Annotated in this window: 11 protein-coding genes; 2 read left to right on the top strand and 9 right to left on the bottom strand. The window is 60.8% G+C overall.

Going from position 1 to position 14,888, the window contains the following annotated elements:
* Window positions 1-15: 15 nt before the first annotated feature.
* The 8 genes from ACX1DW_RS03720 to ACX1DW_RS03685 all read right to left on the bottom strand — a co-directional run bounded on the left by ACX1DW_RS03720 (window position 16) and on the right by ACX1DW_RS03685 (window position 11,033).
* Window positions 16-1,293 (bottom strand): lipopolysaccharide biosynthesis protein, encoded by a 1,278-nt coding sequence (locus ACX1DW_RS03720; protein WP_458992801.1) that lies wholly within the window; start codon window positions 1,291-1,293, stop codon window positions 16-18.
* Window positions 1,294-1,387: 94 nt separating this feature from the next.
* Window positions 1,388-2,851 carry an MBL fold metallo-hydrolase gene (locus ACX1DW_RS03715; RefSeq protein ID WP_458992800.1) on the bottom strand — a complete coding sequence of 488 codons (1,464 nt, stop codon included), beginning with the start codon at window positions 2,849-2,851 and terminating at the stop codon, window positions 1,388-1,390.
* 198 nt (window positions 2,852-3,049) lie between these two features.
* Complete coding sequence (locus tag ACX1DW_RS03710) at window positions 3,050-3,769, bottom strand: Wzz/FepE/Etk N-terminal domain-containing protein (RefSeq protein WP_458992799.1); 720 nt, start codon at window positions 3,767-3,769, stop codon at window positions 3,050-3,052.
* A gap of 83 nt (window positions 3,770-3,852) precedes the next feature.
* Window positions 3,853-5,145 carry a Wzz/FepE/Etk N-terminal domain-containing protein gene (locus ACX1DW_RS03705; RefSeq protein WP_458992798.1) on the bottom strand — a complete coding sequence of 431 codons (1,293 nt, stop codon included), beginning with the start codon at window positions 5,143-5,145 and terminating at the stop codon, window positions 3,853-3,855.
* A gap of 95 nt (window positions 5,146-5,240) precedes the next feature.
* The gene (ihfB, locus tag ACX1DW_RS03700; protein ID WP_192476310.1) at window positions 5,241-5,525 is read right to left on the bottom strand and encodes an integration host factor subunit beta; all 285 of its coding nucleotides are present in this window, start codon (window positions 5,523-5,525) and stop codon (window positions 5,241-5,243) included.
* A 258-nt stretch (window positions 5,526-5,783) separates the two neighbouring features.
* A complete protein-coding gene (locus tag ACX1DW_RS03695) occupies window positions 5,784-7,445 on the bottom strand; it encodes a DEAD/DEAH box helicase (RefSeq protein WP_200595370.1) in 1,662 nt (553 codons plus the stop codon).
* A gap of 331 nt (window positions 7,446-7,776) precedes the next feature.
* Window positions 7,777-9,939 (bottom strand): methyl-accepting chemotaxis protein, encoded by a 2,163-nt coding sequence (locus ACX1DW_RS03690; protein ID WP_458992797.1) that lies wholly within the window; start codon window positions 9,937-9,939, stop codon window positions 7,777-7,779.
* A 344-nt stretch (window positions 9,940-10,283) separates the two neighbouring features.
* Window positions 10,284-11,033: a spermidine synthase gene (locus tag ACX1DW_RS03685; protein WP_125867883.1), complete on the bottom strand. Its 750-nt coding sequence runs from the start codon at window positions 11,031-11,033 to the stop codon at window positions 10,284-10,286.
* 134 nt (window positions 11,034-11,167) lie between these two features.
* On the opposite strand from ACX1DW_RS03685, the gene ACX1DW_RS03680 reads away from it, so the two are divergent.
* Window positions 11,168-12,517: a class II 3-deoxy-7-phosphoheptulonate synthase gene (locus ACX1DW_RS03680; RefSeq protein WP_152481427.1), complete on the top strand. Its 1,350-nt coding sequence runs from the start codon at window positions 11,168-11,170 to the stop codon at window positions 12,515-12,517.
* A 274-nt stretch (window positions 12,518-12,791) separates the two neighbouring features.
* Entirely contained in the window at window positions 12,792-14,240 is a 1,449-nt protein-coding gene (locus ACX1DW_RS03675; protein WP_156243838.1) for an SLC13 family permease, read from the top strand.
* 67 nt (window positions 14,241-14,307) lie between these two features.
* On the opposite strand, the gene efp is transcribed toward ACX1DW_RS03675, so the two are convergent.
* Window positions 14,308-14,874, bottom strand: a complete 567-nt coding sequence (gene efp, locus ACX1DW_RS03670; RefSeq protein ID WP_011913626.1) for an elongation factor P — start codon at window positions 14,872-14,874, stop codon at window positions 14,308-14,310.
* Window positions 14,875-14,888 lie beyond the last annotated feature (14 nt).

Below are 14,888 nucleotides of genomic sequence, written 5' to 3'. Positions count from 1 at the left end.
ATGCATTCCTTTTCTTCAGACCGTGGCCTGATTGACGCGAGTGGAACGATAGTGCGCCGGCGTCAGCTGGAAAAAGAACCAGGACTTCCAGAGCAGCACCAGAGTAAACGCTGCAGACAGGCCGAGCGGTACGGCTAGCAGCGATGAATAGAATGAAAACAGCCAGGTCGCCGGAATGAAGGCCAAAAAGCTTGCAACGTGACTTTGTATGATCGGGCGGTCATGACCCTGAGCGTACAACGCATAATGCGGAACCATGCTAATGGCATAAAGAACAGTAGTTAGAAGTATCCATGGGAACAGATTTTTTTGGGCCATATAAAGCGGCCTGTCTAGCCATTGCAGCAAGGGCCCGATCAGCAGGAGTGCGATCACGGCAAAAGCAGCAGTGAGCAGCAAGGTTTGCCCTAGCAGCCTCCGCAAGCCTTGGCGGAAGGCAGAAGCATCCTGCTTGCTGTGCGCGGCGATGAGCCCCGGGTAACTGAAGGCAAATACTCCGGCATCCAGAAAAGACATCAGTGCGTTACTAACCCCCATGAACAAAACATAAGCGCCCAATATTTCCAACCCAGCCAGCGCTTCGAACCAGTAACGATCAAGCGTGAAAACCCCACGTATCGCCAAGGTAGCGATGAGCAGAGGAATCGCAATCTTCAGTCCTTTGCGAATCCATCGCCAGTCCACGCTTGTGTGCCACCCCCCCATTTTCAACTGGGTAACCTTGTAGATACCAAGTAGCAGTGCCGACAACCCCCCAAGCGTCCAAGCTCCTAGAACGAAATCAAGTGTCCGTGACTCCGGCTCGATGAACATCAGACCTGCCACGGCAACCGCCCAGACGCCTGAACGCAGAAATAGCACCAAGCTCGCCATTAGTTGCTCGGAAATGGCGATAAGTAGGCGGCTCAATTCTTGGGTTAGGTGCTCGAGCATCAACAGGGCGAAGAACCAGCCAGCCAGGCTCCAAGGCAGTAGCTGCCGAACAAAGATCAGGCAAAACAACGGTAGAAAGACACAATAAAGCACTGCCGTAAGCGCACCCTGCCCCTTCAACAGCCCCCCCCATTGGCTGCGCTCGCGCTTGATCAGCTCGCGGGTTGTGAAAGCGTAAAAATCGAACCCCAGCAGGTAGAGCGCATAGCCGACGGTCGCAGCGATTAGCCCATAAAGCCCCAGCTCCGCCGGCTCGAGAAAACGCGCCAGGAAGAAAATCAGCAGAAACTTGCTGGCCAGAGTGATGCCACGCAGCGCTATATTCAACAAACGCTGAAGATTGTGCGTAGGCATCAGCATTTAAATCCCGGCGTCATACTCTTGCATACGAAAAACTCTGAAGCGATGCACAGACACTGTTGCGCGTTCTGTATTGCCTGCGGGCACATCATTGTCATGGCTTCACCACGAGCGCGTTACTAGCAGTGTCATAGTGCCGCTGTAGAGCCTCCATCAGCGCCTGCCTAGCCCTGTCCTCCCCATGCACCACCCGTACCTCCTCCGGCCACTCCCGCATCCCCGTCACGAACTCCACCAATCCCTTCTGATCAGCATGCGCCGAGTACCCCCCAATGCTGGTCACTTTCGCCCGGATTTCGAAACGCTCGCCGTCCAAATAGACATAGCCTCCTTTGGGGCCGTGCTGCTGAATGGCGTACCCGGGAGTTCCCTGCGCCTGGTAGCCGACGAACAGCACGTCGTGCCTGGGATCGTGCAGCATGGCCTTGAGGTAATTGACGATGCGCCCGCCGGAGCACATGCCGTTGCCCGCAATGACGATTACCGGGCGTGCAGTTTGGGTCAGGTGGTTGAGCACGGCTATGTGGTCGGTGTGGCTGTCGATCTTGATCAGGTTATCGAATGCCAACGGATTGCGACCGGCCTCGACGCGTTCGCGTGCCTCGTGATTCCAGAAGGGCTTCAGGCTGCGGTAAGCCTCAGTAAAGCGGGTAGCCAGGGGCGAATCCAGGATGATCGGAAGCTTGGGCCAGTCGGTAGGTACTAGCGTGCCGCCAGCGCGGTCTCCGTTAGCTGCCGAGGCCTTTACGTCAGAAATCTCCCCATGGTGATGAATGATTTCTTCCAGTTCGTAAAGCAGCTCCTGAGTGCGGCCGATGCTGAACGCTGGGATCAAAACGGTGCCCTGATCCTTGAGAGCGTGTTCGATAACGGCTTCCAGGCGTTGCCGGCGGCTGGCGCGGTCTTCATGCAGGCGGTCGCCGTAGGTGCTTTCCAGCACCAGGATGTCTGCCCGTTCGGGCGACTTGGGAGGCATGAGCAGTGGCGCATGTGGCGCGCCGAGGTCACCGGAGAAAACGACGCGTATGTTCTCACCGGTGGCGGGATAGGTAAGGTCTATTTCGACATAGGCGGAGCCGAGCACATGGCCTGCGCGCTGTAACCGTATACGCGCCACGAGCTGGCTGGTCTCTTGCAATGTGAGCCATTGCTGGTAAGGCAAAGGACGCAAACGCTGTCCGACCAGCTTGAGGTAACGCTCAATATCGTTCTGGTCACGGCTGAAGCCCAGCTTGAAAGCATCTTCAAGGACGATAGGCAGCAATTTGGCCGAAGGCTCGCTGCAGTAAATCGGGCCCTTGAAGCCGGCAGCGAGGAGGTAGGGAATCCGCCCCACATGGTCGATATGCACATGCGTGATGACGAGCGCCTGGATGGTGGCGAGGGAGAACTCGATAGCCGGTTGCCCTGCCCCGGCGCGCCCGCTCGCAGAGGCTTCGTTGCCTTGAAACAGGCCGCAATCGATCAGCAGGCTGCTCTCGGCATCCATATGCAGCTGATGGCAGGAACCGGTAACACCGTCGTGGGCGCCGTGGTGTTCGATAGTTGGAGACCGCATTGGTTAGATCCTTTAACGCGAACGCAGCATAGCGCTCCAACGAATCGGGAACGCCAGTAACCCGAAATCGTATGCTGACAGCGTCGACGCAGTTGCCCGCCCCTTAGTGTGTCGAGGAGCTGGTATAAAAAACATGGCAGGCTACCACTGTGGAAGCCAAGTTCATTGGTCCACAGCAATCCATCCACAAGAAACAGTTCACCGGTTCGACGTTATATTTGCGCCATGCAGGCGTTGGGCCATACCCTTGAAAATAACGGCAAGCATGCCCGTCATTAGTCCAAGAACAATTCCCAGGACAATCAGCAACATCCGTTTTGGACGTGCGGGCTTCGGGTTTGCCTGGACCGGCTCATCCAACCGATACAGGGCACCGGGTTCAAGCCTTTGCGCAAGTCCAAGCCCAGCAAGGTAATTATTGAGCTCAGCTGAGGCCTGTTGGGCAGCGAAGGGAAGATATGCCTCGAGAAATTCTCTGGCCTGCTCAGGGCTAGCGGCTGTAGCCATTAGCGTGACCGGATCAGTCCCGCCCCGGCTGCGCTTGACCGCGAACGCAATAGCACCAAAAGCGGAATCCGAAGCGTTGAACTCGTTGCGTAGCGAGCGCGACTCCAACGTAAGCAAAAGCACATTGAACGAATCACTCGCCAGCCGCATTCCCTCTTCGATTGCCGCAGCGACGGGCTCTTTCGATCGGGCTTGCAGTCCTTGGGCTAGCACCCCGAAGTTTGCCAGACTCCCAGGCGAGATAGATGCTCGCGCAGTGTAAGACGGTGTAGCCAGCAAAGCGTAAGTCGTCGCAACAGCGGCAAAGCATGCTGTGACCAGCATGATTACGAGCCGCCCTTTCCACAACTGGCGAAAAAGCTCGATCAAATCAATCTCTTCATCGCCCCGTACAGCGTACCCCTGTTGCATCACAGCTCCTTGCCCACATAAAAGCGGCGGGCATTTTGCCATATCGCTCAGGAAGCAAGAAGACGAACTAGACCATTAGCTGACTAATTAGTCGACGCAGCAATTGGCGGCTTTGGTCTGTGGTTACCCAAAAGGGTCCGAACCAGTGCGGCGAAAACCCCAAGCATGCCGCCAAGTACCAACCCTAGCATGACGATCAACAATCGCTTTGGCTTGACCGGTCTCAACGGTTCCATTGCCGGCTGATCGAGTCGCACCAAGCGCAGCGTGCTCATATTTAGATCGATCCCCCGCAGACGCGCTGCCTCTTCTCGCCACTTCGCCATATCGGCCAAGAAAAGGTCGTCGGAATCGCGCTGTCGCATCAGATCAACTCGAGGGTTGCGCTCGAGGATCAGAAGTTCTTTTTCGATTTCTGCAATACGAGGTTCGGCAAAATCGTCGCTCGCTCTTTCAAGCAAAGCCTCTCGCTCGGCTTCAAGCGCCTCGGTGCCGAGAAAATACAGCGGCGCCTCCACGTTGCCGGAACTGTTGGCAACTACCGCACCACGATCCAGAGACGCCGTGGCTATGCCCAATAATGGAGTTGGCTTACGTATGCCTAACGACTCAGCAATACCGATCGCCTCCTCCAGCTGCTTGATACGATTCTCCCGCATGGTTTTGAGCTGCGCGCGCAGTGCATCGCGCTCAGCTTTCAATCTAGCCTTCTCAATCGCATCAGCTTCTAGAAGCTCTGCAATTTCGGAGGCTTTTGTGGACTCGTAGGCCGCCCGGCCGGCCTGAATTTTGGCTTCCAGTCCATCGAGCCTATTGGCGGCAAGATGGGCGACCTCTTGATTGATGGCTTCTCGCTCGTGCTCCAGCACAAACGCGACGAAGCCATTAACTATATCCACACCTTTCAGCTGCTGCGGATAGGTCAGGGCAAGCCCGACATAAGCGTTGCGATCTTCCGCACGCTTCGGATCGGGCCGTAGTACTTCAAACGCTTTTTCGTTCAACCGATTGAATGCCGCCGTAACAGACCCGCCCTCACGCTTGATTGGCTCAAGATACTCTGGGTTCTGCTCAAAAAAATCGCGGCGCAGCCCGTACGAGGATAACCCGGCGGCGACCCGCCCAAGCGCCTCTTCAGGGCTCAGCTTGTAGATGCCTGTCTCGTTGAGCTGATCCAGACTGCTATGATCGATAGGCCGCAGGAAGCTGACCGTCTTGTAATAAGGCGTAGCAAGTAGTGCATAGCCTGCCGCGATGATCGTGCAAACCGCCATGACGCCCACGATAAGCAGCTTTTGACGCCAAAGCGCTTGGAAAAGCTCTACTAAATCGATTTCATCGTTCGATACGCTTGTCGGCTGCATAGCAATGCCCACGGTGGGGTCCCTCTCCGATTGAACATCCTGAAAACAGGCATCGGAGGTCCGACAGGAGCTTTGCTCAAAGGTTCACTGGCATTGCTGGGAGCGCATCATTCTTCCTCGTTCACCCGATCCCGCAGTTCCTTTCCAGGCTTGAAGTGCGGAACGAATTTGCCGTCGAGGCTGACGGACTGGCCGGTTTTGGGATTACGGCCGATGCGCGGGGCGCGGTAGTGCAGGGAGAAACTGCCGAAGCCGCGGATCTCGATCCTCTCGCCGGTGGCCAGGGCCTGAGCCATTTGCTCGAGCATGGTCTTGATGGCCAGCTCGACATCCTTGGATGAAAGCAGCCCCTGCTGGGTGACGATTCGCTCGATCAACTCCGACTTGGTCATGGTTTTCCCTTCGTTTTCAAGCGGCTAGATCATTCGGGTTGCGTTCGTTTGTAGCATGTTGTTCAGAGTTTGAACAGCCCGAACGGGATTGACGACGAATGAGTGCTTGGTTTAGGAAACCGTGACACAGATCGGAAATTTGGCTCGCCCGCCCGCTCATGGGCGGCGCCGGTCGAAGGCAGGATTGTTGCCAGACCTTTTTTAAGGGAATAAAAAAGGCGGGCTCTAGAGCCCGCCTTTCGTTCTGCCTACTGCAAATCAGTCTTCGCGATAACGGCGCAGCTTGAGCTGCTTGCCGCCGACGCGGGTGTCCTTGAGCTTGCCGAGCAGGCGGTCGAGGCCATCTTCCGGCAGTTCGACCAGGCTGAAGCTGTCACGCACCTGGATGCGACCGATGGCTTCGCGCGCAAGGCCGCCCTCGTTGAGGATGGCACCGAGCAGGTTGCGGGCAGCGATACCGTCGCGTGCGCCCAGCGGCGTGCGGCAGCGGGCGCGGCCTTCGGCCAGGGGCACGGGTGCGCGACGCTCACGATCGCCACTGCGCTCCGGACGATCGGAACGCTCGCGCGGACCACTGGTGGGGACCAGCGGCTGCTCTTTCTCTACTTCGGCCAGGGTCAGCGCCTGACCATTGGTGGCCTTGCGCAGCAACGCAGCGGCCAGGGCACGCGGGCTGCAGCCGATGTCGGCAACCAGCTTGTCGAGCAACTCGCCATGAGTGGCTTCGGCATCGGCGACCAGCGGCGCGAGGCTGCTGGTCAGCTTCTTGATACGGGCATCCAGCACTTGCTGGGCATTGGGCAGACGGGCTTCGGCGACCTTCTGGTTGGTCACGCGCTCGATGACCTGCAGCATGCGACGCTCACGCGGAGTGACCAGCAGCAGCGCGCGGCCTTCGCGACCGGCGCGGCCGGTACGGCCGATGCGGTGCACGTAGGACTCTGGATCGTACGGCATGTCCACGTTGAACACGTGGGTGATGCGCGGTACGTCGATACCACGGGCGGCGACGTCGGTGGCGACGACAATGTCCAGACGGCCATCCTTGAGCGATTCGATGACGCGCTCACGCTGGTTCTGGGCGATGTCGCCGTTCAGCGCAGCGGCCTTGTAGCCCTTGGCTTCCAGCGCGGCGGCCAGGTCGAGGGTGGCCTGTTTGGTGCGCACGAAGGCGATCAGTGCGTCGAAATCCTCGACTTCGAGCAAGCGCAGCACGGCTTGGATCTTCTGATCGGCATGGACCATGAGGTGCGCCTGCTCGATCCGCGCGACGGTCTGGGTCTTGGCAGCGATCTTGATGTGCTGCGGCTCGCGCAGGTGCTTCTCGGCGATAGCACGGATGGAGTGCGGCAGCGTGGCGGAGAACAGCACGCTCTGGCGGCTTTCCGGCATGGCTTCGAAGATCACTTCCAAGTCGTCCATGAAGCCGAGCTTGAGCATCTCGTCGGCTTCGTCGAGGACCAGGAAGCGGATGGTCGACAGCAGCTCGCCGTTACGGCTCAGGTGGTCAACCAGGCGGCCCGGAGTGGCGACGATAACCTGCGCGCCCTGACGGATGGCCTTGAGCTGCGGGCCCATCGGGGCACCACCATAGATGGCGACGACGCTGACACCCGGCATCTGCTTGGAATAGGTCTCGAACGCGGTGGCGACCTGCAGCGCCAGTTCGCGGGTCGGCGCGAGGATCAGCGCCTGCGGCTCACGCTTGGCCGGATCGATCTTGGACAGGATCGGCAGCGCGAAGGCGGCGGTCTTGCCGGTACCGGTCTGGGCCTGGCCGATCATGTCGTGACCACCGAGGATCACCGGGATCGCCTGGGCCTGGATGGGGGATGGTTCTTCGTAGCCGACTGCGCTGATGGCAGCCAGAACAGCGGAGTGAATACCGAGTGCGGCAAAGCCGCCGATTTCCTGGGTCATGGGTCTTGTCTCTGATGCTCCGCAAGACCCATTGTTCCGAAGCTGCGCATGCCGTGCAAAACCCGAAGGTCACCCTGGCAGCCTGGTCGGCGGGGTTGCGAAAACGTATGGATGATGAATCGTCAAGATAGTCCGCTCGAAGCGGACAGCAGCCGAAGCGGCGCTTCGTGTGTTGCAGTACCTGAACGCAGGCTGGGTTTCAGCCGGCGCGTACTATACCGGATTAACGTGAAGCTGTGCGGATATTTTACGGCGCAGCGGATAGCGCGATGCCTCGGGACTACCCGCGCCTGCGCCTCCCACCGGAGCTGGTGGGAGGCACTGCTTGGAGTCAGGCCGCTTCGCTGTTGGCGGCGCTGACACGGAAACGACCGACCAGCTGATGCAGTTTGCCGGCGGTGTGGCGCACGCGCTCGGCGCTGTCCTGCAGCACGCCCAACGTCTGCCCCATTTCACTGGAGGCCTGGTCGACGCCACGAATGGTCTGACCGTAATGCAGACTGCGCTCGTTCAGCCCCTTGATGATCTCGAACATGCGCTCCACGGTTTCGTGCAGATGGACGTTTTCCGATGTCGCCTCCTCGGTCAGTCGCAGGCTGCTGTCGACATCCTGCACGCCGCCCTGCATGAACGACACCGCCTGGCGCGTCTCGGACTGCAGGCTTTCCACCTTGCCGCGAATATCCTCCGCCGCCTTGGCCGTGCGCAGCGCGAGCGAACGTACCTCCCCTGCCACCACCGCAAAACCGCGTCCGTGATCACCGGCGCGAGCGGCTTCGATCGCGGCATTGAGCGCGAGCAGGTTGGTCTGGTTGGTGATATCGCTGATCAGGCGGACGATCTCGTCGATCTCGCCCATGCGACTGTCGAGTAGCTGCACGCTCTGCGCCGAGCGCTGCACCACGTCGCGGATGGACTCGGTACCCTCACGTACGGTCGCGAAGCGCGCGCGGGCACGACTCATCACCTCGTCCATCGCCGCCTTCATCTCCTCGGCGGTCATCGAGGCCTGCTGGATCTCGCCCAGCTGCTCTTCCACCAGCAACAGCAGCTGATGTATGGATTCGGCGACGCCGCTGGTGGTCTGCCCGGCTTCGCTGCTGCGAGCAAGCATCAGCTCATTGTCCTGGCGCACATGCTTGGATACCTGGATCACCTGGCCGACCACGCCATCCAGGCTGTCGATGAAGCTGTTGATCCAGCGCGCCATGTCGCCGCTCTCGTCGCGCTGCATGGTGCTGCTGTCGAGCCGCTGACGAAGGTTTCCCTCACCCTCGGCGAGGGTGCGTATCACTTCGGTCATCTCCTGCATGCGCGCTGCCAGCCGACGCGGGCCGAAGGTGGCGAATGCCCAGGCACCGAGCACGAGCAACACGCCGTTCAGCAGGTAGAGCGCCGCCTCGGACAGCCCACTGAACGCCTGCAACAGGCTGCCGGTAGCGAACAAGGTGGTCACGGTGAGCAGATAGGTCTTCATCAGCCCGACGCTCAGCGAGCGCCGGCGATAGACCTCCTCCAGGTCAGCCTCGCACATCATGCCCCAGCGATCCGGCGAACCGCGCAACTGGAAGGTCACGCCTTTGCCGATCACCGGAATGTGGCGGTAATCGGAATAGCCGGGATAGGTGACGAACAGGTTGGAGCCCCTGGCGATGGTTTCCCGCACGCCGGGGTGAAGCTGGCCGGTGGCCGGATCGGTAAAGCGCAGCTCCAACTCGGTATGCCGCTGCACACGTACCGTACCCCAGCGGGTGTGCACCCCGCTCTTGAGGTTTTCGCCGTGGCTGAAGGTGCCGTCCTCGAAGCGTGAGCGCGACAAGGCCGTGCCGGGCTGAATGCGACTGTCGAAGCGCGAGTCGACCATGAACAGGTAGTTGTCGCCGGATTCCGGATAGACGTGCCCGGCTTCGCGTTGGATCAGATCCCCCAGCACATCGTTCGGCACACGCGCACAGAGGCAGCCGAGGCGTTTACCTCCCACCTGCACTGGTTGGTAGAACATCAGCGTCACCGCATCATGAAAACGCGAGGTGGTCGCCCCCAGGCGCTCGGTCAGCGGATCACGGTAAGGCCCATGCAGGAACGGCTCGCTCAGCCCCTGCGCCACGGCACGGGCATCGAGATCCTGCTGACCGACATGCGCGGCACAGGTCGAGGTCAGCACCCGCCCCTGCGGGCCGATGACGAACAGCTCGGACAGATCCGGCAACTGAGCGCGCTTCTTCTCCAGAGTCTGGACATCGACATGCGCCAGATCCTCGCCCAGGCTCGCGGCCAGGTCAGCCAGATGCTCCCAGTGGGTGTTCACCCAATTCTGCAGAATGCGCACCCTCGATTGCGCTACACCCTCGAACACCTGCTCTATGGCCGCGTAGACGCCGCGGTTCAACCAGCAGGACCAGCGCATCGACAGCTTGCCAGTGCGCCCCAACCAGGGCAGCCAGTGACGTTCGCTAGGGGAAAGTTGCATCTGCAGGCTTTGAAGCTGGGGCACCGGGTGTTCCTTATTGCCGAGAAGACATACTGGCAAACTGCAATTAGCAGACCAGCATGCAGCTGCACGACGGTACCGTCGCGCAGACTTGGGCTTTAGGCCACCACTGATGCTCGGCTACCAGTGGTCTGAAGCCCACCCCTGCGGGCTGCTTACGCACCAGGAACGCTCATGCTCGCCTCGGAAGCCAATGCAAGTAACGCTTGGGACAGCGCAGCGCTCTGCGCAGGGGGTGTGGCGAAACGCCGCGGGCTGATATACCGGGGCGAGTGCGCTGCAAGCGCACCAATTCGGGTCCCGCAAACCATCACGGTGCACCGCCGCGCACCGCTTTGTCGCACTGCTCAGCTGGCTGGGCGCAGTGCCTCGATCAGCGAATCCAACGAATAGCCTAGACGCGGTGCGAGTGCCTCGGCGCGCTGGCGCAGATCGGCAACGTCCAGCATTTGCTCGAGGTCGGCCGGCACCAGCACGACCACATTGCCCTCCTTCACCGGACACTCCCAGTAATGCCGGTGGTACAGCCCGCGAAACAGCGCCGCACCGAGCGGACGATCATCATCGGTGCCCCACTGGTTGATCACTAGCCAGCCTCCCGGATTGAGCTTTTCCTGACAGCGCTTGAGGAACGTCCAGGCCAGGTGCGCGGCATCCGGGCCGGCATCGTTGTAGAGGTCGACAAAGATCAGATCGGCCGTTTCGGCGGTTTCCAGCAGCTCGGTTGCATCCCCGATGCGGATATACAAGCGCGGGTCGTCCTGCAGTCCGAGGTAACGCATGGCCAGTTCGGGCACCGCCGGGCGCAGCTCGATGACTTCGACATCCTCCAGCGGCAGGAACTTGAGGCACGCCTGGGTGAGATTGCCTGCACCCAGCCCAAGAAACAGCGCGGTCTCCGGCTGCGGATGACAGAGCGCCCCGAGCAGCATGGCGCGGGTGTAGTCGTACTCCAGCCAGGCCGGATCGGCAGTGAACACGCAGCTCTGCTCGACTGCGGCGCCGAATTCAAGAAAGCGGTAATCGCCCACCTCGAGCACCCGAATGAGGCCGAACGCGTCACGCACCTCTGCGAGCAAACGCTCCTCTTTTTCCATCGCTGCACTCCGCAAGGTCCGGCCCGCCGGCTGGCAATCGGCGCATATTACGCAGCCCGATAGGCCATCGCTATCTCCAGCGGCGAAGCGCTTCGGGTAACATCGGCGGACTTTCTGCGATAACTGGAACGATCATGAGCCAAGCCTGGAGCCCTTCGAGCTGGAGAGACAAGCCGATACAGCAACAGCCGGTGTATCCGGACGCCGAGCACCTCAAGCAGGTGGAAACGACGCTCGCCGGGTTGCCGCCGCTGGTCTTCGCCGGCGAAGCACGCGAGTTGCGTCGACAGTTCGCGGAGGTGACCCAGGGCCGGGCGTTCCTGCTGCAGGGTGGCGATTGTGCCGAAAGCTTCGCCGAATTCTCGGCGACCAAGATTCGCGACACATTCAAGGTGCTGCTGCAGATGGCCATCGTCATGACCTTTGCCGCCGGTTGCCCGGTGGTGAAGGTCGGACGCATGGCCGGTCAGTTCGCCAAGCCGCGCTCGGCAGGCGACGAAACCATCGACGGCGTGACGCTGCCGGCCTACCGCGGCGACATCGTCAATGGCATCGACTTCAACGCCAAGAGCCGCGTCCCTGATCCGGAGCGCCTGCTGCAGGCCTACCATCAGTCCACCGCCAGCCTGAACCTGCTACGCGCCTTCGCCCAGGGCGGTTTCGCCGACCTGCATCAGGTGCATCAGTGGAACCTGGATTTCATCGCCAACTCGCTGCTGGCCGAGAAATACCACCAGCTCGGCGCGCGCATCGATGAAACACTGAAATTCATGCGGGCCTGCGGCCTGGACGGCGCGCCGCAGTTGCGCGAGACCAGCTTCTTCACCGCCCATGAGGCGCTGTTGCTCAACTACGAGCAGGCCTTCGTGCGCCAGGACAGCCTCAGCGGCGGCTGGTACGACTGTTCCGCACATATGCTGTGGATCGGCGACCGTACCCGTCAGCTGGACGGCGCGCACGTGGAGTTTCTGCGCGGCGTCGGCAACCCCATCGGGGTGAAGGTCGGCCCCAGCATGGACACGGATGAGCTGATCCGGCTGATCGACATCCTCAATCCGCAGAACGACCCCGGCCGCCTGAACCTGATCGTGCGCATGGGCGCCGACAAGGTCGAAGCCGGCCTGCCACGTCTGGTTCGCGCGGTGCAAAACGAGGGTCGCCAGGTGCTGTGGAGCTCCGACCCGATGCACGGCAATACCATGAAAGCATCCAGCGGCTACAAGACGCGCGACTTCGAGCGCGTACTCGCGGAGGTCCGCCAGTTCTTCGACGTGCACCGCGCCGAAGGCAGCTACCCGGGCGGCATCCATATCGAGATGACCGGGCAGAACGTCACCGAATGCATCGGCGGCTCGCGCCCGATCACCGAGGCCGGCCTCTGCGATCGCTACCACACCCATTGCGACCCGCGCCTGAACGCCGACCAGTCATTGGAAATGGCTTTCATGATCGCCGAGACGCTGAAGCAACTGCGCCCAAGCTGAGGTCCAATCTAGCTGCGATACGGCGGCCCGCCGTCGCCGTAGTCGAACAGGTTGGCAAAACATGACGAGCTATCGACCGTCGCAGGGTGGCCGTTGGTCTCGAACGGCCCAGACTGGCTCGGCATCCGGATACGTATGCCTCATGCAGTTAATAGCACACTAATAATTAGCAACACCGTTTATTCGGCAGCTAACTATTGGCTGCTAGAATCCGCGACGTTTTGACCCAGGCCGGCGCCCTGGCAGCCGGGTCAGCTGATTGAAGGAAAACTGCATGACCGATTCATCCCAGAACAAGGGGGCCGTTATCGCGGCCTCCATCGGCCTGTTCCTCGGGCCTCTGCTCTTGCTGCTGTGCATTCTCACCGAGCCACCGGCCGGCCTTTCGGAAACCGCCTGGCTCACCGTCGGCATGGCGGCGCTGATGGCGGTGTGGTGGTCCACTGAAGCCATCCCGATTCCCGCCACCTCGCTGCTGCCGATCCTGCTGATTCCGGTGCTGGACATCGACACACTGGCCAAGGCCACTGCGCCTTACGCCAACCCCACCATCTTCCTGTTCCTGGGCGGCTTCCTGCTGGGTCTGGCGATGCAGCGCTGGAACCTGCACAAGCGCATCGCGCTGGCCACTCTGCTGGCGGTCGGCAACGCGCCGAGTCGGCAGATCGCGGGCTTCATGATCGCCACAGCGTTCATCAGCATGTGGGTCAGCAACACGGCCACCAGCATCATGATGCTGCCGATCGGCCTGTCGGTGATCGGTTTGCTGGTTGCCGGCAGCGACAAGCGCGATGGCGAGCGCTTCGCCGTGGCCTTGCTACTCGGCATCGCCTATGCCGCCAGTGTCGGCGGCATCGCCACGCTGATCGGCACGCCGCCCAATGCCTTGCTCGCCGCCTTTCTGCGCGAGAACTATGACGTGCACATCGGTTTCGGCCAGTGGATGCTACTGGGGCTGCCGGTGAGCCTCGGCATGCTGCTGTTCATCTGGTGGTGGCTGACCCGCGGCGGCTTCAAGCTGTCCGGTGGCGACAGCCGCGCCATGCTGGAACAGGAGATGGCTGCACTGGGACCGATGAGCAGGGCCGAGAAGCTGGTCGCCGTGGTGTTCACCCTGGCGGCACTGGCCTGGATCTTCCAGCCGCTGCTGGCCGAGTACGTCGATGGCGTGAACGACACCAGCATCGCCATGGCCGCCGCGCTTTCGCTGTTCCTGATTCCTGTGAATCTGCACCAGCGCGTATTCCTGATGGACTGGGAGCAGGCCAACAAGGCGCCCTGGGGCGTGCTGCTGCTGTTCGGTGGCGGCCTGTCGCTGGCCGGAGTGATCGGTGCGTCCGGGCTGGCGCAATGGATTGCGCAGAGCCTCGGCGGCTTCGGCACCCTGCCGCTGATTCTGATGATCGGCCTGGTGGCGCTGGTCATCACCTTTCTGACCGAGATCACTTCCAACACCGCCACGGCCGCTGCCTTCCTGCCGCTGCTGGGCGCCCTGGCGGTGGCTCAGGGGCTGCCGCCAGAGATGCTGGCAATTCCGGCCGCGATCGCCGCCAGTTGCGCCTTCATGATGCCGGTAGCCACGCCACCCAATGCCATCGTGTTCGGTACGGGGCAGATGCACATCCAGTCGATGATCAAGGCCGGCTTTGCCATCAACCTGTTCGGCGTGATGCTGGTCACCCTGCTCTGCTACGGCCTGGTCGGCTGGATCTGGGCAAGCTGACACACGCACAGAAACGAAAAAGCCCAGCATCGAGCTGGGCTTTTTTCTGTCCGCCGCAGGCCGAGGATCAGGCCTTGACGCGCGACTTGTACTCGCCGGTGCGGGTGTCGATCTCGATCGAGTCACCGATTTCGCAGAAGGCGGAAACCTGCAGCTCGGCACCGTTCTTCAGGCGGGCGGTCTTCATGACCTTGCCGGAGGTGTCGCCACGTACGGACGGCTCGGTGTAGGCGATTTCACGAACGATGGTGGTCGGCAGTTCGACGGAGATCACCTTGTCGTTGTAGAAAACGGCTTCGCAGACGTCGGTCATGCCGTCTTCGATGAAGGTCATCACGCCTTCCAGGTCGTCTTTTTCGATTTCGTACTGGTTGAACTCGTTGTCCATGAAGACGTACAGCGGGTCGGCGAAGTAGGAGTAGGTCACTTCCTTGCGCTCGAGGATGACCGGCTCCAGCTTGTCGTCAGCCTTGTACACGGTCTCGGTAGCCGAACCGTTGAGCAGGTTCTTCAGCTTCATCTTGACCACGGCACTGTTACGACCGGACTTGTTGAACTCGGCTTTCTGGATGACCCAGGGTGCGCCGTTGATGATGGCCACCTGGCCGGCACGGAACTCTTGTGCGGTTTTCATAGAAATATCCGAAG

Source organism: Stutzerimonas sp. KH-1, assembly GCF_054483855.1.
The sequence above is the reverse complement of the archived record's forward strand: the minus strand, read 5'-3'. Positions and strand labels throughout refer to the sequence as shown.